Below are 23,075 nucleotides of genomic sequence, written 5' to 3'. Positions count from 1 at the left end.
TCTTATCCGCTGAGGGTTTAATTACACTAAAAGGACGGCGATGATGAAAGGCAAAAAAAACCTCCATTGTCTTTTGCTAGGGGCGTTATTAAGCGTTAGTACTTGGAGTTTTGCCCAGCAGGTACCCACTACCGCTGAACTGATCCAGCAACCGGTTTATAAAACCAGTTGGCAAAAAATGATTAAAGGGCAGAAAAATCTGCCAGCATGGGCGCGTAAAGGTGCCGGGACTTCCGCACCGGCGGAATGGGTGGAGCAGGCAGGCAAAAAGTACCAAATAGGGAGTATTTGTAAGCCTCATGATTGCGCAAACCATTTCTTGCTAGTGGCTTTTAGCGACGATAAAAAGCAGGCTTGGGGTGTGCGGGTCAGTGTTGAGGATAAGCCAGAAGCACTGGAAACACCGAGTCAGTTTGCTCAATATCAGTGGTTAGGCCAACCTGATGAAGCTATGAAAGCCTTATTGATAGCACAACTAGAAAAAGATCCAGACTGGAAATAGCAGAAGCTTTGACTGGCGCGCTAATTTGCATCTTGGACTCTGTGATCTTTAACCTGATGGCGCATAAAGCGCCATTTCACGTTAAAGATCATCAGATTGAAATAAGCCGGTTCAGCGGTTTCTTACGCTGGCTGGCGAAGGATAAATTGAACCGTAGAAACCCATCGCCACTCAACGGAGAAAGGGTGTGTTGGGCGCGGGTTACGCCCGATAAATTAACTTAATAATCCACAATTGGCGGGTAAACGGCATGACAGTGCCGCAGGTAGGACTTCAATACGAAAATGGCGGCCTGAAAGGGGTTCGCCATCCAGATTAAAGGTGACGTCGTGAGGCGCATCAATTTCTAGCCACGGTAGAGTGGTGTCGATAATATTTTTATTTTCCTCATCGCTAAATATGCTGGTTAGCAGAGCGGGTAGTAATTCATCGGCTGTGAGTATCCGTAACTGCAATAAACCATCGTTGATCAATGCATGTGGACAGAGTTCCTGCCCACCACCCGCCTGTTTGCCATTACCAATGCCAATCACCAGCGCTTCGCCAGACCAATGAAAATTGGGGCCACGAATGTTGCATTGATCGGCTTTTAGAGCATCCATCCGCATTAAGCCGTGAATAAAATATGAGGCTCCGCCCAGCGCTGATTTAAGCATGGCGGGTGTTTCAGTGGTGATGCGAGTGCCAAAACCGCCGGTTGCCATATTGATAAAGTAGCGATCATCATTGACCTTGGCGATATCAATAGGCACTGCACGGCCTTTGACCGCTAACTGTAAGGCATTCTCGACCTGTGAGGGAATATTACAGGCGGTGGCAAAATCATTGGCGGTACCGAGGGGAATAATGCCCAGGCAGGGAAGCGCCGATGTGGATAATAATGCAGCCAGTGCGCCAGCAACCTCATTAATGGTTCCGTCACCACCGCCAGCAATGATGGTATCAACGCCAAGGGCTAACGCTTCGTTGACATACCGCGCAGCATCGCCCTGTTCCCAGGTAGTGCGCACATGTAAGGTGAAACCTTCATCCCGTAAGTTTTTTACGGCGCTGCGCACTTCAGGGTTTTCGCCAGCTTTACCGTTAAGGATCAGCAAGCTCAGTGGCGTTTGGGTCATAACATGCTCCGGGGACGATAAGTTATATGATTAACAGTAAACCATAATACTTTGCTCTGACCATCAGAATATTTGATAAAAATAGTTGGAATATAGTGTGAAAATCTCTTGCTGAATCATATAAATAGTAGGGTTACTGAGAGATAAATAAATGAAAAAGAATTTAATTTAAAGTGGGATTATTGCTATTTTTGTTTTAATTATTAATTTCGTCAAATTGACGTAATAATGAGAGGTGCGACTAACGTCGTTAATTAATGACTCTAATGGCTTAAAATCCATTAATATCAATTGGTTATTTAGGTTAAAAAAGAAAATGCCAGCCCAAGGGAGATTGGGCCAGCGAAGGAAGTGGTTCCTAGTTTTGTTGTCTAGCTATTTTAGTTCTTTATTGTACTCGAGCTATGATACCCCGTTGGTACAATAATAGATGTGATCTGTTTCTAATATTTGGCAAAATGCCACAGAGTCAGTGGCATTTGATATTAAGTGTCTAGGTTACGGCTTTTCGTGTGGATTACGCGTATTAGTTCCATTCAAATTACGGATTAATAGTGCATATTCCACATCAATTTCCGCAGGAATAGGTAAATACATGATATGCCCATTTCCCGGTGCAATTTCTGCTGGCTGCCCTTTTTTATCCAGCATGGTTTCCAGCGTAAACTGAATATTACCGGTTGGCGTCATTAATTCTACACTATCGCCGACGGAGAATTTATTTTTGACCACCACTTCGGCCAGCCCATCTTTACGTACACCGGTAAATTCGCCGACAAATTGCTGGCGCTCGGAAACCGAGTAACCGTAATCGTAGGTTTGTTGCTCTTCATGGACATGGCGGCGCAAGAAACCTTCGGTATAACCGCGGTGTGCCAGACCTTCCAGTGTGGTAAGCAGTGACGGATCAAACGGTTTTCCAGCGACGGCATCGTTAATTGCTCGGCGGTAAACCTGAGCAGTACGGGCGCAATAGTAGAAGGATTTGGTACGGCCTTCTATTTTTAACGAATGGACGCCGAGTTGGGTCAGGCGTTCTACGTGTTGAATCGCCCGTAGGTCTTTGGAGTTCATGATATAAGTACCGTGCTCATCTTCAGAGGCGGTCATATATTCCCCTGGGCGCATGGCTTCTTCGAGCATAAATACTTTATCTGTTGGTGCGCCAATGCCCAGCGTCGGTTCGACGTTTTTTACCGGAATAGGCTGGTGAATATGCACGATATTGCCGATATCGTCCTGTTTGCCTTCTTCAACTTTATATTCCCAGCGGCAGGCGTTGGTACAGGTGCCCTGATTCGGGTCTCGTTTATTGATATAGCCGGAAAGCAGGCAGCGGCCAGAATAGGCCATACACAATGCGCCGTGAACAAAGACTTCCAACTCCATTTCCGGTACTTGCTCACGGATTTCGGCGATCTCTTCTAATGAAAGTTCGCGGGATAGTATCACGCGCGTCAGGCCCATTTGTTGCCAAAATTTAACCGTTGCCCAGTTAACGGCATTGGCCTGAACTGACAGATGAATATCTATCTGTGGGAATGCTTCGCGCACCATCATAATCAAGCCAGGATCGGACATAATCAGCGCATCTGGCTCCATATCAATCACGGGTTTCAAGTCACGCAGAAAGGTTTTCAGTTTGGAGTTGTGTGGCGCGATATTCACCACCACATAGAAGCGCTTGCCCAGGGCATGAGCTTCCTGAATCCCCAGAGCCAGATTTTCATGATTAAATTCGTTATTGCGCACACGCAGGCTATAGCGCGGCTGACCTGCATATACGGCATCAGCACCGTAAGCGAAGGCGTAACGCATATTTTTCAGCGTACCGGCCGGAGACAGTAATTCAGGTGTAAACATGGGAGGCTCTCAGTCTGAGTTCAAGTCAGAACCACGCCCAAAGGGGTGGCAAAAGCCGATGATTGTAACGTCGGAAACGTCTAAAATCAGCCCTTGCACAATTTTTGTTGAGTTTAAATGATCTGGATCAAAAAACAGATCGGGGTGCGCGGTCAATGGCCCCGCGCAAGGTTTTATCGGGCAGGTAAAGGCTATAGCGTGAGATCTTTGATTGAGGTCGTCGGGCCGTTTTTCATGACCGAGGCGATGCCATTTCTGGCGGCGGATTCTGAACTGTAGGCTTCACTGACCCCGATAATCTGGTGATTCTTGGCTTTTAGCACAAAGTAAGGTTCATTTTTAACATTTTGTTTGGATTCGTATTGGGTTTCGAGAGGCGAGTTGCTTTGCACCGATGCAATACCATTTTCTGCCGATGCTTTGCTGGCATACATTTCGCTGGAGAGAATAATTTCACCGTTGCTGGCTTTCAGATTGAAATAATATTGCCCGTTCTTCGCTTTTTTAAGCTCGTAGTGACCGATGGCCATAATGTTTCTCCTGTTGGTTGCACTGTCTCCTAATGAGTGTAGTCAACGCTATCCATAATGGTGTGTCGCGTATTTGACTCAGTCAACATAGCGCACCTTTGGCCTAAAATATATTAGAGTAAACGCCCCATTTCGGCCTCCCAGCGGTAGCCTATGCCATACACTGCACGGATGAATGCTTTCTCTTCATCAAGGGATTCCAGTTTGCGGCGCAGGTTTTTAATGTGGCTATCGATGGTGCGATCGGTGACGACGCGATAGTCGTCATATAAATTATTCAGTAACTGCTCGCGCGTAAATACCTGGCCCGGCTGCATTGCCAGTGTTTTTAACAAGCGAAACTCTGCGGGCGTGAGATCCAGCGTATTGCCATGATAACTGGCGTGAAAACGGGATTCGTCAATTTGCAATGGCGCTCTGTCGGTAGGAACATCTCGCGGTCGATAGCAGCGGCGCAGGATGGTTTTCACCCGTGCGACCACCTCCCGTGGGCTATAAGGCTTACAGATGTAGTCGTCAGCACCGATTTCCAGCCCGAGTAGCCGATCAATCTCTTCCGTTTTGGCCGTGACCATCACAATAGGGACATCAGAAAATTGGCGAATTTCTCGACAAATACTGATGCCGTTGCTGCCGGGTAGCATCAAATCTAGCAGAATAATTGCTGGGGGCGACTGACGCACCAAAGCGACCACTTCCGCACCATTGACCAGCCATTGCGTTTGATAACCCGCGGCCTGCAAGTAATCCACCAGCAATTGACCCAGTTTGGGTTCATCCTCAACGATCAGTACTGGCCCATGCTGAACTGAGGCGATTATGGCATCATTCATGGTTATTTATGTCTCTACTGAATGAGATAACTGGAAGTCTATCTTAATCAGTATGCCGCCCAAAGGCGAATGTGCGGCCTGGATCTTCCCATTGTGTGCTTCGACGATATTGTGGCAAATAGCCAATCCCAACCCCGAACCGCCACTGGCGCGATTACGCGAGCTTTCTGTCCGATAAAAGCGCTCAAAAATCCGCTGTAGTTGTTCGTCGCTGATACCCGGTTCACTGTCTTGCCAGTACAGGGAAAGGTGGTTTTCGTCAGCATGGATACTGATAGTCAACTGCCCACGGTCATTGGTGTAGCGCAGGCTATTTTCCATCAGATTATGGATCAGTTGGGTCAGGCGATCAGGATCGCCAAACATTGTCGCCTGTTCGGGTAAATGAGTGGTGATTGTCAGTTGTTTCTGCGCCGTGCGGCCGCGGAAACTGGCTAATGCCACTTGCAATAAATGCACCAGATCGATACGTGTTTTGCGGTAGGCCAATGCCCCGCGATCGGATAAAGAAAGTTGGTGTAGGTCGTTCACCAGTTTTGTCAGCATGGCGACTTCGGCCTGCAATGAACTGAGAGACTCCGGTGTTGGCTGACGTACGCCGTCTTGCAACGCCTCCAGTTCACCTCGCAGTACCGCCAGCGGCGTACGCAATTCGTGGGAAACATCGGCCATAAAGTCGCGGCGCATTTGCTCGTTCTTTTCCAATGCGCTGGCCAAGAGGTTAAAATCTTGCGCCAAACGTCCCAGTTCATCCCGACTACTGACCGCAACCCGTGCGCTGAAATCTCCAGCGGCTAACCGATGAGTTCCTTCCACCAATCGTTTCACCGGTGCCAGCATGCTGCGGGATAGAATCCAGGTCACCACCGCGGCCAATAAGGTGGAAAGAGCGACGATCATCCAACTGGTGCGCCGCTGTTGCAGATCGAAATTGATATCCGCATTACGGGTCAGTTTCTCAGGCGGGGTAGCGATCACCCAACCGACAATCTGGTTATCGACTTTGATGGGTAATCGGGTACCTTCTGTGGGCACCAGGCCGGTATGACCCACCAGCAGATTCAAATGGCTATCGACGACCCAAAACTGAGTGCGCCAGCCGCGTGGTGGCAGATTGTGGCTGTTATCACTGTTTTGTTCGAACGAGCGCATAATTTGATACACCATCCGATCGTTGTTACGCAGGAAATCCCAGTCTCCATAATGTTTGTATTGTTCTTCCAGCGCTTCACCCAACATGGTGATACGTTGCTCATTCGTCTGTTTGATATAATCAATAAAACCGCGCTCAAAGCTGGCTCGCACCCCCCAATGCATGGTGATAAGCACCAGCATGCAGGTCGCTAAAATGGCCATAAATAACTTTCCGGTGATGCCAATTCTCATGCTTTCCTCACTACGGCGCTAACGGCCCAGATTCCGGTTTTTAAAGGTATCCTGCGGCACTTTGACAAAAATCAGCGCCGGTAACGCAATCAGTATTGCCATGCAGAGATAACTGTATAAGAAGGCGCTATGGGTCGCGGTGCTGTTGGTGGTGACCTGATTATGGGCAAACAGACCCAGCAAAATCCCTGCGGTGCTGACGCCGATACTCATCGCCAATTGCATCACCATCGACAGTAAACTATTGCCGCTGCTGGCCAGTCGATCGGGTAAATCTTTCAGTGTGAAGGTATTCATGGTGGAGAAACGCAAGGCGTTGAGCATCCCCTGGAAAAACAGCACCACCGGCATCAGCCATAGCCAGCCCATCAGGGCAACCAGCGGGAAACTCAGACTGACGACGGCCAAGAGCAGAGTGGCAGAAACCAGCACCTGACGGTAACCCAAGCGGTTGAGTATCCGCACGATAATCTGTTTCATGCCCATGCTACCGATAATCATCGGGATCATCATCAATCCGGCATGGAATGGCGTAAACCCCATGCCAATTTGCAGGAAAATCGGCGTCATAAACGGCAACATTCCGCTGCCGATACGCGCTAGCATGCTGCCAACCAAGCCCAGCATATAGGTTTTATGCTTTAACAGATGCAGAGAAAACAGCGCCGCACTATTGCCCTTTGCATGCCACCAGTAACCGGCTAGTGCCGCCAATCCGCAGACGATCAGTCCGACGATGGCAATGGCTGGCAACCCTAGCCCTTTGTGACCATCAAGCGCCAGCGTTAGCGTGGCCATGCCGACCGCCAGCATCAGAAAACCGCTCATGTCAAAACGGCGGGTTTGCATACGGTAGTTCGGCATTAGCATCAGAGTGGCTATCGCTCCTATCAGACCGACAGGCAGATTGATCAGGAAAATCCAATGCCAACTGGCATACTCAACCAACAATCCGCCCAGCGCTGGTCCCATTAATGGCCCAATCTGGCCGGGCAGAGTGACAAAGGCCATGGCCGCCATATATTGCTCGCGCGGCACAATTTTCATCACCGTCAAACGCCCCACCGGTACCATCATGGCACCGCCAATTCCCTGAATGACACGGAAAAATACCAGTTCGTTCAAGGATGCTGCTTGGGCACACATCAGGGAACCGCAGGTGAATAGAATAATGGCTGAGAAAAAGATCCATTTTACGCCGATGCGATCCGCCAGCCAGCCGCTGGCGGGCAGCATTACCGCCACCGTCAGTATGTAGGAAACCACCACCGACTGCATTCGCAGCGGATTTTCTCCCAGGCTGGCGGCCATAGAAGGCAACGCGGTATTCACGATGGTGGTATCCAGCGCCTGCATAAAAAAACCGAAAGCGACGATCCACAGTTGCCAGCGAACTGAAGTGGATTGTGTCGGTAGCGCGGGAGCCATATTATTCGAGCCTCGCTAGTGGTTGGTGGCTAAAACGGCGGCGTAATCGGTCGAAATAGAGGTAGACCACGGGCGTGGTATACAAGGTCAGCAGCTGGCTGACCATCAAGCCGCCGACAATGGTGATTCCCAGTGGTTGGCGCAGTTCGGCACCGTCGCCGCTGCCCAGCACCAAGGGCAGGGCACCAAACAGTGCTGCCAGCGTGGTCATCATAATTGGGCGAAAACGCAGCAGACTGGCTTGGAAAATGGCCTCTCTGGCACTGAGATGACCGTTCCGCTGGGCATCCAAAGCAAAGTCCACCATCATGATGGCATTCTTTTTTACAATACCAATCAGTAACATAATACCGATTAGTGCAATCAGGCTGAACGGTGCGTCAAACAGTTCCAGCGCCAGCAAGGCACCGACACCGGCAGACGGCAGGGTAGAGAGAATGGTCAGCGGATGCACATAACTTTCATACAGAATACCCAGTACGATATATACCGTGGCAATGGCGGCCAAAATCAGCAATAGCTGAGATTTCAACGTATCTTGGAACACTTGCGCTGTACCGGCAAAGGAGCCGCGTACTTCAGAAGGCACCCCCAGTTCGGTCATGGTTCGTTCAATTGCGGCAGTAGCATCGGATAAACTATAACCATCCGAGAGGTTAAACGAGATGGTTGAGGCCGCTGATAATCCTTGATGATTTACCGCCAGCGGCGCATTGGCCGGTTGCCAGCGGGCAAAATAAGACAGCGGGATGGCTTGCCCAGCAGGGTTAATCACGAACATTTTATCCAGCGAACTGACATCTTGGGTGTATTGCGGTGCAACTTCCATCACTACCTTATATTGGTTAAGCGGTTGGTAAATGGTGGAGATCTGCCGCTGACCGAAGGCATTGTTCAGTAAGGCGTTAGCATCGGTAACGCTGATTCCCAGACGGGACATAGTTTCCCGATCATAAGTCAGGCCTAATTCCGCGCCTTTGTCCTGTTGATCGGAGTTCACGTCGGCCAATTGTGGCAATTTGGCTAATGCCGTGCGAATTTTAGGTTCCCAACTGCGTAGCGCATTGAGGTCGTCGGCTTGCAATGTATATTGATAGGCTGCATTGGATTGCCGACCGCCGATGCGAATATCCTGCACCGCCGCCAGAAACAGACTGGCTCCTGGCTCTTTAGCCAGTTTGCCGCGTAGACGGGCGATCACCTGCTGCGCGGTTTCCGTACGTTCCGCCAGCGGTTTCAGCGAAATAAACATTGAGCCGCTGTTCGTGCGCGAGCCGCCGGTAAAACCGGTAACGTTATCTACCGCCGGATCGGCACTGACAATCTTCATAAAATCTTGCAGTTTCAGCTTCATCGCCTGAAAAGAAATGCGCTGATCGGCCTGAATAAAGCCCATCATCCGGCCTGTATCCTGCTCTGGGAAGAAGGTTTTGGGAATGCTGATATACAGCCACACATTCAGCGCCATGGTGGATAACAGCACTACCAGCACCCAGCGCGCATGATCCAACACCCAATTCAATGAACGGCCATAGCCTTGCTGAATGCGCAGCAGTAACTTACCGAAACCGCGAATTCGTGGGCGTTCCCGCTCGGGGCGCGCCTTGAGTAAATGGGCGCACATCATCGGTGTCAGGGTCAGTGAGATCAGTAGAGAAATCCCAATGGCGACGGAAAGGGTTACGGCAAATTCGCGGAATAGCCGCCCAGGCAAGCCGTCCATCAGCAGCAGCGGAATAAATACTGCCACCAGGGATACGCTCATGGATAGCACGGTAAAACCGACTTCCCGAACGCCCAGCAGTGAGGCCGGCAGCGGTTTCATACCGGCGTCAATGTGGCGGGAAATGTTTTCCAGCACCACAATGGCATCATCCACCACAAAGCCAGTGGCGATGGTCAGCGCCATCAGCGACAGGTTATTCAGGCTAAAACCGCACAAGTACATGGCGGTAAAGGTACCAATCAGCGAAACCGGTACCGCCACGGCAGGAATCAACGTGGCGCGGCCAGAACGCAGGAACAGGAACACCACCAGAATCACCAGCGTGATAGCGATGATCAGCGATTGTTCCACTTCATCCAGCGAGGCGCGAATGGTCGGGGAGCGATCCTGAGCAATATTGAGCTGAACCGCAGCCGGAATACTGGCTCTCAGCGCTGGTAGTTCAGCGCGGATACGGTTAACGGTGGCGATAATATTGGCTCCCGGTTCGCGGCTGACCACCAACAAAATCGCCGGTTTGCCATCGGACATCCCGGCATTGCGCACATCCTGTACCGAATCCACCACATTGGCGACATCGCTAAGACGCACCGGCGATCCATTGTTGTAGTGAATAATCAGTGGGCGGTAGCCTGCGGCAGTTTTGATTTCATCATTGGCCTGCACTTGCCAACGTTGCCGATCGGCCTCGACCGAACCCTGCGGACGGCGGACATTGGCGGCGGCAATGGATTGACGCACCGCATCCAGCGACACCCCCTGATTGAATAATGCGCTGGGATTTAATTCGATCCGCACTGCGGGCAGTGAACTACCACCGACGGAAACATCGCTGACACCAGCGGTTTGGGCAATTTTCTGTGCCAGTTTGGTGGAGGCGAGGTCATACAATTGTGCCTGATTGTAGGTGTCTGAAGTCAGGGTCAGAATCATGATCGGCGCATCGGAAGGATTCACCTTGCGGTAGGTTGGCCGGTTGGGCATTCCCGACGGCAGCAGACTTTGAGCCGCATTCAGCGCCGCCTGTACATCTCTGGCCGCGCCGTTGATATCCCGATTAAGGTCAAACTGCAAAATAATACGGGTGCTGCCGAGTGAACTGCTGGAGGTCATTTCATTGACGCCAGCAATACGTCCTAGCGCCCGTTCCAACGGCGTTGCCACCGACGAGGCCATGGTTTCCGGATCGGCACCGGGCAGGGATGCACTGACGGAAATAACCGGAAAATCCACCTGCGGCAACGGCGATACTGGCAACAAACTGAAGCCGATGATGCCACTTAAGGTGATCGCCAGCGTCAGTAAAGTGGTCGCTACAGGGCGGGTGATAAACAGCGCAAAGAATTTCACTTTGGCTCCGGTTCAGTTGGCAACGGATCCTGCGCATCTTGTAGCGGCTTGCGTCGGGTATTTCGCGCCAGTGGGTCGAACAGCAGATAGATAACCGGGGTGGTAAACAGGGTCAACACCTGGCTGACCAACAACCCGCCGACCATGCAAATCCCCAGCGGTTGCCGCAATTCTGCACCAACGCCGCTACTGAGCATCAACGGCAAAGCACCGAATAATGCCGCCAATGTGGTCATCAGTATGGGCCGAAAACGCAATAGACAGGCCTGATAAATCGCGTCATAAGGCGTCATTCCCTGTTTCCGCTCAGCGGCCAGAGCAAAGTCGATCATCATAATGGCGTTCTTTTTTACGATACCGATTAGCAGAATAATACCGATGATAGCAATCACATCCAGTTCATGGCCCGCCAGCATTAACGCCAGCAGCGCGCCAACGCCCGCACTCGGCAGGGTAGACAAAATCGTCACCGGATGAATAAAACTTTTATATAGCACGCCGAGCACGATATACATCGCGACGATAGCGGCAACAATCAGCCACAGCGTACTGCCCAGTGCCGCCTGAAACGCCAGCGTTGCGCCCTGGAAGCGGGTGGTAATATCGGCAGGCATATTCAGTTCCTGCTCGGTTTGGGTAATGGTTTTTACCGCTTCACCCAATGAATAGCCGTTAGCCACATTGAATGACACGGTGGCGGATGGGAACTGATCCAGATGATTGATGGACAGTGGCCCAAGGCGTTCTTCGATATGGGCAATGCTGTTCAACGGAATAGTTTTGCCGTCGCTGCCGGTCAGGCGAATATCGTTAAATGCCGCCAGCCCCGGCGTGGCGTTGACATCATGTTCCAGCACCACTCGATATTGGTTGGCCTGGGTATAAATCGTTGAGATTAAACGCTGGCCAAAAGCATTGTACAAGGCACTGTCGATCGCCGACATGGTCATGCCCAGACGGCTGGCACTGTCTCGATCGACATTAACGAAGGCCACTAATCCCTGATCTTGCCAGTCGCTGCTGACACTCTCTAGCACCGGACTTTGCGCTAATCTATTCACCAGTTTCGGCACCCAGGTACTCAATGCTTCCAGCGAGGTCGTTTGCAGCGTGAACTGGTACTGGGTGCGACTGACTTGAGTATCAATGGTCAGATCTTGCACTGGTTGCAGGAACAGTTTGATGCCCGGTACGCCGTCAACGCTTTGCTGTAAGCGCACAATGATTTCGGGTACGCGTTCGGCGCGCTGATTCAGCGGTTTGAGGTTGATCTGCAAGCGGCCATTATTCAGCGTCGCGTTAGTGCCGTCGACGCCGACAAAGGACGTCAGGCTTTCTACCGCCGGATCCTGCAAAATGATGGCGGCCACCTGTTGCTGTCGTTCAGCCATATTGCTGAATGACACTGACTGTGGCGCTTCCAGCGTGCCCTGAATCAGCCCGTTATCTTGTATCGGGAAAAATCCCTTCGGAATAATCAGATACAACAATACCGTTAGTACCAACGTCCCCAGCGCTACACCTAAGGTAAGCCATTGGTGACGGAGGACTTTTTTCAGGCCAGCCGCGTAATGGGCAATGATCCAGTTAAAGAATGTCTCACTGGCGCGAGAAAGCCGGTTTTGTTTGCGCAAGGATTCATAATTCAACATACGCGCGCACATCATCGGCGTCAGAGTGAGGGACACCACCGCCGAGATCAGAATGGCTATCGCCAGCGTAATGGCGAATTCGCGGAACAGACGGCCAACGATATCACCCATAAATACCAGCGGGATCAATACTGCAATCAATGAGAAGGTCAGGGAGATAATGGTAAAACCGATCTCTCCTGCGCCTTTCAACGCTGCCGTCAGCGGTTTTTCGCCCTTTTCGATATAGCGCGAGATATTTTCGATCACCACAATGGCGTCATCCACCACAAAACCGGTGGCGATGGTCAGCGCCATCAGGGTCAGGTTATTGATGGAGAAACCGAGAAAGTACATGGCGGCAAAGGTGCCGATTAATGATAGCGGCACGGCAATGCTGGGAATCAGCGTGGCGGCGGCGTTACGCAGGAACAGGTAAATCACCATCACCACCAGCACAATTGCCAGCAACAACTCAAATTGTACGTCACTCACCGAGGCGCGAATGGTGGTGGTACGGTCGGTCAGCACTTGGACGTCCACCGATTTCGGCAGACTTTTCACCAGTTGCGGCAGCATTTCGCGGATGCTGTCCGCCGTGGCAATCACATTGACTCCCGGCTGACGCTGAATATTCAGCACAATCGCTGGCTGTTTATTGGCCCAGGCCGCCAGTTTGTTGTTTTCCGCCCCTTGTTCAATGGTGGCAACGTCTTGTAAACGAACTGGCGCACCCTGTTGATAAGCCACAATCAGGTTGCGATAGTCTTCGGCTGATTTCATCTGATCGTTGGCAGAAAGAGTGACTGAGCGGGTTGGCCCGTCGAGACTGCCTTTGGCCGAATTCACGTTGGCATTGCTGATTGCGGTGCGAATGGTTTCGCTATCCAGCCCGACGGCGGCGACGGCCGGTGCATTCAGTTTGACGCGTACCGCTGGGCGTTGCCCGCCAGAAATAGTCACTAGCCCAACGCCGCTGACCTGCGAGATTTTTTGTGCAATACGGGTTTCCACCATATCTTCAACCTGCGTCATCGGCAGGGCGGTAGCGGTGACCGCCAGCGTCAAAATTGGTGGATCGGCTGGATTCACTTTGCTGTAAATCGGCGGGTACGGCAGGTCGTTGGGCAATAAGTTGGTTGCGGCATTGATTGCCGCCTGCACTTCCTGTTCGGCAACATCCAGCGGCAAAGCCAGTTGGAATTGCAAGGTTATCACCGACGCGCCGCCAGAGCTTTGGGACGCCATTTGTTTCAGGCCGGACATTTGCCCGAACTGGCGTTCAAGCGGCGCAGTAATGGCCGATGTCACCACGTCCGGGCTGGCACCTGGATATAAGGTAACCACTTGAATTGTCGGATAATCAACTTCCGGCAAGGCAGAAACCGGCAGCGCGCGATAACCCATAATACCGGCCAACAGGATCGCCACCATCAATAGCGTGGTGGCGACGGGGCGCAAAATAAACAGCCGCGACGGGCCACCGCCGGGCGTTGGAGGCATCGCTTGCATCAGGATTTCTCCGCTGCCGCAGCACCGGTTCGACGGGTTTTCTGCACCGCCTCTTTAGCGGCAGAATCTCCCGATATTGCGCTGCGTGGCGTCACCACCTCGACCTGCAAACCTTCGGTCAGGCGGTCAATGCCGTCGGTGACCACGCGTTGACCGGCACTTAATCCCGCTTCAATCACTACCTGTTGGCTATCTTGAATACCGGTGGTGACCAAGTGCTTACTTACTTTATTGTCGTCGCTGAGCGTCCAGACAAAACTGCCTTCGTTACCCATTTGCACTGCTGCGGTAGGTACCACGACGGCATTCTTCAGCAGGTCGACTTTAATCCGCGCATTGACAAACTGATTGGGGAACAGCACATCGTCATGATTTTCAAAGCGAGCTTTCAGCTTGATGGTGCCGGTGCTGGTATCGATCTGGTTATCCAGACTGAGCAGTGCGCCCTGAGCCAGTTTCTGTTGATTGGTACGATCCCATGCTTCTACCGGTACGTGGGTCTGGTTTTGCAGCGCATTTTTCTGCGCCTGCATCACTACGGGAATATCCCCTTCCGGCAGGGTAAAGACCACATCCACTGGGTGCGTTTGGGTAATCACCACCATCGGCGTGGTGGTGCCGCTGGTGATGTAGTTGCCTACATCGACCTGTTTTAAACCAATACGTCCGGCGATCGGTGCGGTAATACGACTGTAGGTTAGCTGCAATTCTGCGCTGTCGATTGCGCCCTGATCGGCTTTGACACTGCCTTCAGTCTGCTGCACCAACGAAAGTTGAGTATCTAAATCCTGTTGAGAAATCAGACCGGTTTTCGCCAGTTTCTGATAACGAGCCAAATCCCGCCGGGCATTAGCCAGCGTGGCCTGATCTTTGGCTAATTGACCCTGCGCTTGTGTCAGTTGCACCTGATAAGGCCGCGGATCGATCTCTGCCAGTAATTGCCCAGCTTGTACTTGCTGGCCTTCAGTAAAATGGATCGCCATTAACTGCCCATCCACCCGGCTGGTCACCATCACGGTATTGGCGGCCTGAACCGTTCCCAGCCCAGAGAGATAACGCGGCACCGCGCGTTCGCTGGCGTAGGCTGCCTGTACCGGTGACATCGGCATATTACGGCGACCACCAGTGCGAGATGAGGCCGCTGCAGTCTTCGGGCTAGCATTCACTCCCGGAGATGCATGGGTCGGAAGACTCTGTCGCCAGAAGAATAAGGCGGCCGGAAGGACTAGTGCTATCGCCAACAGAATTAACCAGCGGGAAGGGCGTTTGGAAGCTGTGTTCATAGTGACGAATTTTCTCTCTGGGAATACGGAAAGCCAGCTAGCGGCGACAAACTGACTGTATGATTAATAGCTTACCGCCATCTTATTAGTTTAGCGGGGGATTGCTGATAAAAAATGGAGGAAATATGAAGATATTGTCAGGGTGTCAGGATTTTCTTATTGAAAATAAGGGGAGATAAATAATCTGTTATCTGAGGTTAATGACAAAGTGTTCGCCGCGGTGAAAACCGGCAGATCGTCAAGACGTCGTGAATTCGTCCTTGTCGGCTCATTCCGCGCCATCCTTGGCGCGGACGCTTGGCTCTTCACCCTGTTTTCCCCACTGGAGATCGCTGGTTCGAGGTTTGTCAGCAGTCTGAGATAAATAATCTGTTATCTCCCTGAATGGTATTTACCGACAAACCGCATCCAGCATCCGCACTGCCGGGGGGATCAGCCTTTGCCAGCTTGAAATTACCCCCAATAACCTAACCAAACGCCTATCTCGCTATAATATTACTTATAAGTTATGGTAAATGTCGCACTGGCATTGGCGGTACCGGGGGTGATTTTATTTTCGGTTTGGAAATAGCGGGCACGAATATCAATATGTTTATTTGTAACTGAACCATTATCGTCAGTTTTATGCATATATGTTTCTTCATTCAATTTCATATTTTGGTAATCTTTGCTACTGTCTCCGGCCTCGAGTTGAACACCAATACCGCTGGCATGACCTGATGTTTGATCTAATTCTAATATGTCAGGGTGGCTAGCTACACTTTTCCCTTGAATAGTCAGGAAATAGCTAGTGTCTGGATCACAATTTAAGTGTATTTGCTTTACTGTACTCGGTTGGCTAGTGCTCTTAACGCCACTAAACTCACTAGCTTGAACCGTTCCAAAACTTAACTTCACACTTGGGGTATTCATGGTGCAGCCGCGGCGTTTATAGACAAAGTTTATAGTATCAGAAGCTATTGGCAGACCCATCTTTTCTGGACCGTTATCGATTCGATATTTTAATTTAAACTGTGGGGTTATCGAGGCGCTACCCACTGGTTTGCCTTGATTATTATCATAACTAACAAGAGTGATTTGTGGGGTCATCATTAACATATTAAATAATATCTTATAGGGACAGCTAAACTTTAGTGGCTGTGCAGTATCCTTGACGCAGTTTTCACTAATTCTAAGAGTATAACGTATTCCCAAACCTGGTACGTTAGTTGTATACACATGATTATGACCTGGAACTAAGGTTGAATTTTCAACTTCTACTTCAAAATGTACATTTTTCACATTACGATAAACGGTACACTTGAAAGAAATCGCTCCGTTGGAAATTAATTTTTTCTCCTCGGATAGATTATTTCGATCAAAGAAAAAAGTTTCATTAGAAGTATAGGACATTATTTTATAAAACTGGCAGGCTTGATTTTCTATGGCCGCTGAGGCCGCTGGCGTCAACAGATAACCGATTATCGCCACGGTGAGCAGCGAAAAAGATTTTTTAGTGAAATAGCCGGTGGCTAAAGGTTTATTTTTTAGATTAAACATAAAAACCTGTGTATTTTTTTATTGAAAATAGGTGGGAGATAAATAATCTGTTATCTCCCTGAATGGTATTTACCGACAAACCGCATCCAGCATCCGCACTGCCGAGGTGTTTTCCGCCTCTGCCGCAGGTAAGGTGAATTTCACCGAGCACTGCTGCTTTTCCTGATTGCCCCATTGCACCTGCAACTGACCGTTATCTGGCACACCGCTGAGATAGACTTGGCCGCCATCACCGACGATGCTGCTATTGGCGTTATCGGTTTCGTTATCTTCCAAACTGACCATCGCCCCGAACGGCACCGGCTTGCCCTGATGGGTGAGGTTGATCAACACTCGGTTACCCAAGCGAGGTTTAAAGTTTGCCAGCACCACCGCGCCGCGTGTTGGCACCACATTTTGGCTGGTGATATCCATATCGATATTGTCCCCCATGCTTTGGGTATCCAGCGCCACACTATTTTGGCGATAAGGGGTGGCATAAGGCATCACCGCATAACCGCGCCAGTCGGTTTTCACCCCACGGTTGTAGCCGACGGCAACATCGTTGGCTCCGGGGGCGCGCACCAACACCAGCGTATCGCCCTGAGATTGGGACAGGGTCACGCCATAAGGATGAGCCATCACGCCGCCGCTCAGAGCATAGTTCAACTGACGGTTGCGATCGCCATAGCTGTAGCCGCCATTCAGTTGGCCATAAGCACCGGTATAGCTGCTGTACAGGCTACCGTGGGTGCCACCGCCGTGGTTGGTACGGCTTTGTTGCAGGCTATAGCTGAGGCTGTTATCGCTCAAGGCGCTGCCACTCAAGCCAAGCTGCTGTTGGGTGGTGTTGCCTTTGCTGGTATTGACGCTGTAATTGGCCCAGCTATTAGGCAACCATTTACTGAGAGGAATACTGACGCTCAGGCTGGCACGCCGATCGCTATTCGACTGATACGGGGACTGGCTATAGCTGTAGTTCAGGCCATAGTTAATACCGTAAAGATTAACGTTGTAGCCTAACGAGGCATTACGCTCATAGCCCTTATGCTGCCAGTAATCCTGCTGATAGGCGGAAAAATACAGGCTGCCAAAATCTCGTAGGGATTGGCTGATATGTACTTGCGTACGGCTGCGTTTATTATTATTTCGCCCTAATCGGTTGCTTGAGCCAATGCCACTTAGCTGATTGGCTTCGCTAAAATCATAGAAGCCCGCAGTAGAATAACGGTGGCTACCCAAGGAGAAATAGGTACCGGTTTCGGCAAGGCTTTTGGCGTATTGCAGCCGGTAAGATTGCCCTTGCTGAGTGCGCTGATCGGCAACGCGGGTTTTGGCTTGGGAAACATCTGCCGAGAGGGAACCCAGACTGCCGAGACCCATGCCGACCCCCAGTGCCCCGGCCTGATAATCTGACGCCAATAACAGGCCGTTATACAGGGTAAAACCATAAGGCAGACCATAAGCGAGCGAGGTTTGTGCAAAATGTGGCATCGGGCTGTTGTTGCCACTGCGATAGCGTCCGGCGCTCACCGCATATTTCAGGCTGCCCTCGCGCTGCATAACCGGTGCCGCAGAAAACGCCTGCTTAAAGCTGTGTTCCCGGCCATCGGCTTCTTTGACCGTGATTTCCAAATCCCCACTGGAAGATGTCGGGTAGAGATCGTTGATGACAAAGGCACCCGGCGGGACATAACTTTGGTAAATCACATTATTATTCTGGCGAATGGTGATCTGAGCATTGCTTTCAGCAATTCCGCGCACCACAGGTGCAAAACCGCGCAGGCTGTCGGGCAGCATACTGTCATCGGAGGCCAACTGCACTCCACGGAACGGCACGCCACTGAGGATATCGCCGGGGGTGTAGCTGTCTCCCAGCGTCAACTGGCCTTTGATGGCATGAATATCTCGTTGCAGGGTATTGGTAAGATTATTCCACTGGCGCTCACCGTGGCTATTTTGGCTATAGGTGGAAGAATTGCGCAAGCGCCATGCGCCCCAGTTTAAGCCGCTGCGCAGGCTGAGGAAGTGGCTGCTGCTGGTGGGCTGATTATCTTGCCAGCTATTGGCACCACTCAGGTTGTAATTGACCATCAGCGCCGGAATGCCCTGATCCCACTGTTTGGGATCAATATAGCCACGCGCCTGATTGTTCAGCGCTGCTTGCGGAATACTGATATCCAGCCGTTGTTTACTAAAATTGAACCGACTGTCGGCGGCGGGGATAAAATCCCCTAAGCGGGTTAGCGGCTGATCCACCGGCTGCTGTTGCAGGGTTGGAAAGGCTGCCACCTTCACCCCTAAGTCCATTAATTGCTGTGGGGTAATTTCCGCCAGTAGGTTACCGTTATCCTCAATGAAATTGACGTCGCGCGTCTCTATCTGTTGGTCGTTGAGGTAAATATCCACCCGATATATGCCGGGCAACTGCGCGCCTGATTCAGCAAAAATGCTTAAATCGATGGCGGCGTAGCTGTCGTCTTTCATTTCTAATGAACTGGGGTTGAAATAATCTTCTGCCCAGGCGGGCGTAGAACAGGCGGTTAACCCCAAGGCCAACTGAATGGCTAGCCCCAGCGCCAGCCGCGTTGGGCGCGCAGGCGAGGGCAAATAGTCAATGTGCGTCATAGTGGTCACTCAGGGTTTACAAGTTAGCGGTGGCGGGGTCTGAAATGCCGCCGTAGTCATTAATCGCCTGCCAGCTCACGGTACCTGATGCGCCCGCAGGAAGGTCGAGCAGCAGGGTGCTTTTTGGCGCAACCATCAGCGCGTCTTTGATGTCGTGGCTACCGACTTTCAGGCTACTGAAAGAGACGTGATAAGGCGTTGGGTTGCTCACTTGCAATTGTTTGCCCTGACGCGAGAAGCTCAGGGCTTTATAGGCATCGGCGACAGTGTTCGGTAACCCGGCTGGGCGGTAAAATAATTTGATGCGGTTTTTAATCGAAATAAATAGCTGGTTACCGTCGGTTTTTTTACTAGACGGAATCGATTTCACGTTTAGCCAATACACCGATTCGCGATCCTGCGGTAATGTGCCGCCGGTAAATAGAATCCGCAGGCTATTTTCCTGCCCGGCATCCAGACGGAATAAAGGCGGGGTGATTATAAAGGGCACTTTTTTATTATTATCGGCCTCGATATTATCCACCCAGCTTTGAATTAAATAGGGGATGTCTTTATCCTGATTGGTCACGGAAAGGGACGCTTCTTTTTTGGCTCCATCATAAACAACACGGGTGCCACCGACTAACACGCCGGCCTGAACTGAATGAATCACGCCGGTTAAACAGGCGATAAATAATAATGATTTTAACCACGGCATGGTCTTTCTCTCTGATAATTCATTAGCCTATCGGCAATGAAAAAATAATATTTACACCCCGATAAATAAAATCGGGGTGATGAATACACCATAAATACACAGGGGATAAAGGTATCACCGCCATAAGGCGGCTAACCTAATGACTGCAAGGGAGGATTAGTTATACTTAACATCAAAATTTAGTACTGCAGTAGCATTACCTTCTTTGAAGACATCTTTGGTGGTGACATACTTTAGTTTGTATTTTAGCTCCTTAGTCGGAGTGCCAGTCATGTTTTGTGGCTTGGCATCACCATTGATTGAGATTAGATCGGTGCCGTTTTCTTCAAACAAGGCTAGTGCGACGCCTGTCACGCCAGTCAGTGCCAATGCTGTTGGGGTATTTTTATCTGCAGCGCCGTTAAAGGTTACAGTTGCTGTTTGCTTTATTGCAGGGCAGCCAGTCAGTTTGATGGTCAAGTCTGTTACTGCATCAGTGGCGAAATCACCCACACCGGTGCCTAATTTAGCGTGGGTTATTAATGGCATTTTAATATCTGGTGCAGTAGCCGTTGTAACACAAGCTGCTTGTGCAATAGCACCAGTAATATTAATATCACCGGCATTCGCCGCAGAAGCGAATACAGAGGCAGCCAACAGAGAAGTAACAAGCAGTGTCTTTTTCATGAAATTTTCCTGACCCGATAATATAACGGGGAATGAGTAATAAATAGCCAAATGGCCGATATTGATATTTAGCTGTTCTGTTATTGCGCAGAGAATCTGTTTAATAATAGTTTGCTGATATATCCAGATAATTAACTTCTATTTAATCGATCTATTAATCTCTTGCCATATTACAGACAACTAGTAGATGGCTTTTATTTAGATTGGATTAAATCAAATAGTGCTAATCACTTCGGCGACTAATATAGATAAATGATATGAATATGAAAACAATTAGGTTTTGGAATTAATGTGCAGTAATAAGCAGTCATTGCCAATAAGGTGCTCTACTGTGTCTTAGTGCGCGCGATGGGGGCTTAAAACTTCAGCACTGATATCGCGGCAATGACTGCCTAGCGGAATAATCGGCCGAGAAAAGATCGGAAAATAACAGAATCAATAATATATCTAACTAATAATAAAAGAGATTTTATTTTTAAAGGGAAATGTATGAAAAAGTGCTGGCGGGCTGGATGTTAGGGGGAAAGACAGATTGAAACCAGAAGATAAATCAATCGGCAGGATAATTCGGCAGATCTTAACGGCACTCAGTTTGTTTGAGTCAGGGCAGGCATTGTTTTAATTAGGGCAGGCAAAATAAGCGCTTTTAAGGTCAGTAGCCGTATTTTGCTGCCCGTTATGGCATTTTAGCGGTACAGCGTCTGCGCCCAGCGTGCTAACCCTGCGGTCACCGAGCCAAAATCATTGCCACCGACCAGTGGAATACCCGGTAATTGCTGTTGTAACGCGCTGCGTAGCAGTGGTGAACGGGCGCTGCCGCCGGTCAGGAAGATCACTTCTGGCGTAACATTGCTGGTGGCCAGCGCCAAATTGACCTGTTCCTGAATGCGCTGTAGCGGTTGGCCAATGGCATCGGCCAACTGTTGCTGGCTGATGGTCTGGCCAAGTTGCGGTTTGATGAAATCCAGCGCGGTGGTCACCTGCAGTTGATGGGATAGCGCAATTTTGCTCTCTTCCGCCGCCCGTACTAGACGATAACTCAAACGTTGTTGATACACTTTCAGCAGCATTTCCACCTGTTGCGGATGAGCCGCATCGCGGATTAAATCGCGCAGGAAACGCCCATTTAACGTGCTGTAGAAGTCACTTTGCGCCGGAACATCGTTGGTTGCCACTGCATTCCAGTATGGCAGGGCAGGCATCGCGATACCTTTTTCTGTTTCGCTGCCCATCCCGAATAATGGCATCAGTTGCTTGAAAGCCAGCATAATATCCAGATCGTTACCGCCCACCCGACAACCGCTGTGACCCAGCAGACTTTGCTGACGATCAGCTCTGCCTTGCCAGTTTGGCCCCATGAGTAATACCGAACAATCGGTGGTACCGCCGCCGATATCCACCACCAGCACGGTTTTCTCTTCGGTCAGCGTAGCCTCAAAATCCAGCCCGGCCGCGACCGGTTCAAATTGGAAGGCGATATCACGGAAACCAGCCCGCTGGGCGGCACGCAGCAAAATACCTTCTGCCTGCCGGTTAGCCTCTTCACCACCGGAACCCTGGAAGTTGACCGGACGACCAATTACCGTTTGGCTGATTTCGCTTTGTACGGCAGATTCGGCCTGACGTTTAATATGGAACATCATGGCGCAGACCAAATCTTCAAACAGGGCGATTTGCTGTGGTTTCAGCCCAGTCGCGCCGAGGAAAGATTTTGGTGATTTAACGAAGTAAACTTCTTCTGGATCTTCAATGTATTGAGCTAATGCGGACAAGCCAAACTGTAAACTGTCGCGATTAACTGAAATATCTTCTTCGCGGTTGAAGGCGATGGCTCGGCGCAGCAGCTGTTGATTTTCATCACTGCCGGTTGGCACCTGCCAATGACGATGCAAGCATTCACTTACCGCCTCTCGCGTGGGGGCGCATAACATGGAAGGCAAATAAACGTCGTTATTTTCCAAAACCAGCAGTTCGGGAGCATCATCCCGCATTATGGCCACAGAACAGTTCGCGGTACCGTAGTCAAAACCAATAAACATATGAGCTCCCTAAGCTAAATAAGCATCCATCCGATCAATATCCTGGTGTGCCATGACAAATAGCCGCGGTGCTGATTACCGACAGATATACAGAGAGTCTGCGGTTTTTCGCGCGGTGCAGACTCAGGTTGAACATCACCATGATGTCGATGGACACAGGATTTAAAGGGGGGCGACTTTACCTTAGAGTGTGCGGAGGAGCAATCAGCAAATCAGTCACTGCTACCCAATGTTACCCAAATAGTAGCGTGGTGCTCTTAAAGCCGTTTAGATTAAGCATGGCCGTCTTTTTTAATCTTGGGCGTCTTCACGGCATCTTGCCGATCGGCCGGTTTTCACCGCGGCGAGCACGGGGTCATTAACCT

The 23,075-nt window shown here is 50.4% G+C and carries 15 protein-coding genes; 1 reads left to right on the top strand and 14 read right to left on the bottom strand.

Features of this window, described 5'->3' with window-relative positions; translation table 11 throughout:
• Positions 1–43: 43 nt before the first annotated feature.
• Entirely contained in the window at positions 44–502 is a 459-nt protein-coding gene (locus DJ39_RS15085) for an inhibitor of vertebrate lysozyme family protein (protein WP_038241379.1), read from the top strand.
• A 215-nt stretch (positions 503–717) separates the two neighbouring features.
• Here the strand turns inward: DJ39_RS15085 and yegS are convergent, their stop codons facing one another.
• From yegS to yegD, 14 genes are all read right to left on the bottom strand, one after another.
• Positions 718–1,620, bottom strand: a complete 903-nt coding sequence (yegS, locus tag DJ39_RS15075) for a lipid kinase YegS (RefSeq protein ID WP_004717973.1) — start codon at positions 1,618–1,620, stop codon at positions 718–720.
• 498 nt (positions 1,621–2,118) lie between these two features.
• Positions 2,119–3,483, bottom strand: a complete 1,365-nt coding sequence (gene trhP / locus DJ39_RS15070; RefSeq protein ID WP_004717970.1) for a prephenate-dependent tRNA uridine(34) hydroxylase TrhP — start codon at positions 3,481–3,483, stop codon at positions 2,119–2,121.
• A 191-nt stretch (positions 3,484–3,674) separates the two neighbouring features.
• A complete protein-coding gene (locus tag DJ39_RS15065; RefSeq protein WP_004717968.1) occupies positions 3,675–4,013 on the bottom strand; it encodes a YegP family protein in 339 nt (112 codons plus the stop codon).
• A gap of 113 nt (positions 4,014–4,126) precedes the next feature.
• Positions 4,127–4,846 (bottom strand): envelope stress response regulator BaeR, encoded by a 720-nt coding sequence (gene baeR / locus DJ39_RS15060; protein ID WP_004717966.1) that lies wholly within the window; start codon positions 4,844–4,846, stop codon positions 4,127–4,129.
• Between the two features lie 6 nt (positions 4,847–4,852).
• Complete coding sequence (gene baeS / locus DJ39_RS15055) at positions 4,853–6,232, bottom strand: envelope stress sensor histidine kinase BaeS (protein WP_038251523.1); 1,380 nt, start codon at positions 6,230–6,232, stop codon at positions 4,853–4,855.
• An 18-nt stretch (positions 6,233–6,250) separates the two neighbouring features.
• A complete protein-coding gene (gene mdtD, locus DJ39_RS15050; protein WP_004717961.1) occupies positions 6,251–7,660 on the bottom strand; it encodes a multidrug transporter subunit MdtD in 1,410 nt (469 codons plus the stop codon).
• A gap of 1 nt (position 7,661) precedes the next feature.
• Positions 7,662–10,736: a multidrug efflux RND transporter permease subunit MdtC gene (mdtC, locus tag DJ39_RS15045; RefSeq protein WP_038251521.1), complete on the bottom strand. Its 3,075-nt coding sequence runs from the start codon at positions 10,734–10,736 to the stop codon at positions 7,662–7,664.
• Positions 10,733–13,879, bottom strand: coding sequence for an MdtB/MuxB family multidrug efflux RND transporter permease subunit (locus tag DJ39_RS15040; protein ID WP_004717958.1), 3,147 nt, complete (start codon positions 13,877–13,879; stop codon positions 10,733–10,735). The genes mdtC and DJ39_RS15040 overlap by 4 nt, the downstream gene beginning before the upstream one ends.
• Positions 13,879–15,162, bottom strand: a complete 1,284-nt coding sequence (locus tag DJ39_RS15035; RefSeq protein WP_038241391.1) for an MdtA/MuxA family multidrug efflux RND transporter periplasmic adaptor subunit — start codon at positions 15,160–15,162, stop codon at positions 13,879–13,881. The genes DJ39_RS15040 and DJ39_RS15035 overlap by 1 nt, the downstream gene beginning before the upstream one ends.
• 495 nt (positions 15,163–15,657) lie before the next feature.
• Positions 15,658–16,701, bottom strand: a complete 1,044-nt coding sequence (locus DJ39_RS15030; RefSeq protein WP_004717955.1) for a fimbrial protein — start codon at positions 16,699–16,701, stop codon at positions 15,658–15,660.
• A gap of 69 nt (positions 16,702–16,770) precedes the next feature.
• Positions 16,771–19,308: a fimbria/pilus outer membrane usher protein gene (locus tag DJ39_RS15025; protein WP_004717954.1), complete on the bottom strand. Its 2,538-nt coding sequence runs from the start codon at positions 19,306–19,308 to the stop codon at positions 16,771–16,773.
• Between the two features lie 16 nt (positions 19,309–19,324).
• Complete coding sequence (locus tag DJ39_RS15020) at positions 19,325–20,005, bottom strand: fimbrial biogenesis chaperone (protein ID WP_004717952.1); 681 nt, start codon at positions 20,003–20,005, stop codon at positions 19,325–19,327.
• A gap of 156 nt (positions 20,006–20,161) precedes the next feature.
• The gene (locus tag DJ39_RS15015; protein ID WP_004717949.1) at positions 20,162–20,671 is read right to left on the bottom strand and encodes a fimbrial protein; all 510 of its coding nucleotides are present in this window, start codon (positions 20,669–20,671) and stop codon (positions 20,162–20,164) included.
• 686 nt (positions 20,672–21,357) lie between these two features.
• The gene (gene yegD, locus DJ39_RS15010; RefSeq protein ID WP_004717948.1) at positions 21,358–22,710 is read right to left on the bottom strand and encodes a molecular chaperone; all 1,353 of its coding nucleotides are present in this window, start codon (positions 22,708–22,710) and stop codon (positions 21,358–21,360) included.
• Between the last annotated feature and the right edge of the window lie 365 nt (positions 22,711–23,075).

The sequence above is a fragment of the Yersinia ruckeri ATCC 29473 genome, from assembly GCF_000754815.1.
Lineage (GTDB): Bacteria > Pseudomonadota > Gammaproteobacteria > Enterobacterales > Enterobacteriaceae > Yersinia > Yersinia ruckeri.
This window is presented reverse-complemented; position numbering and strand designations above follow the sequence as displayed.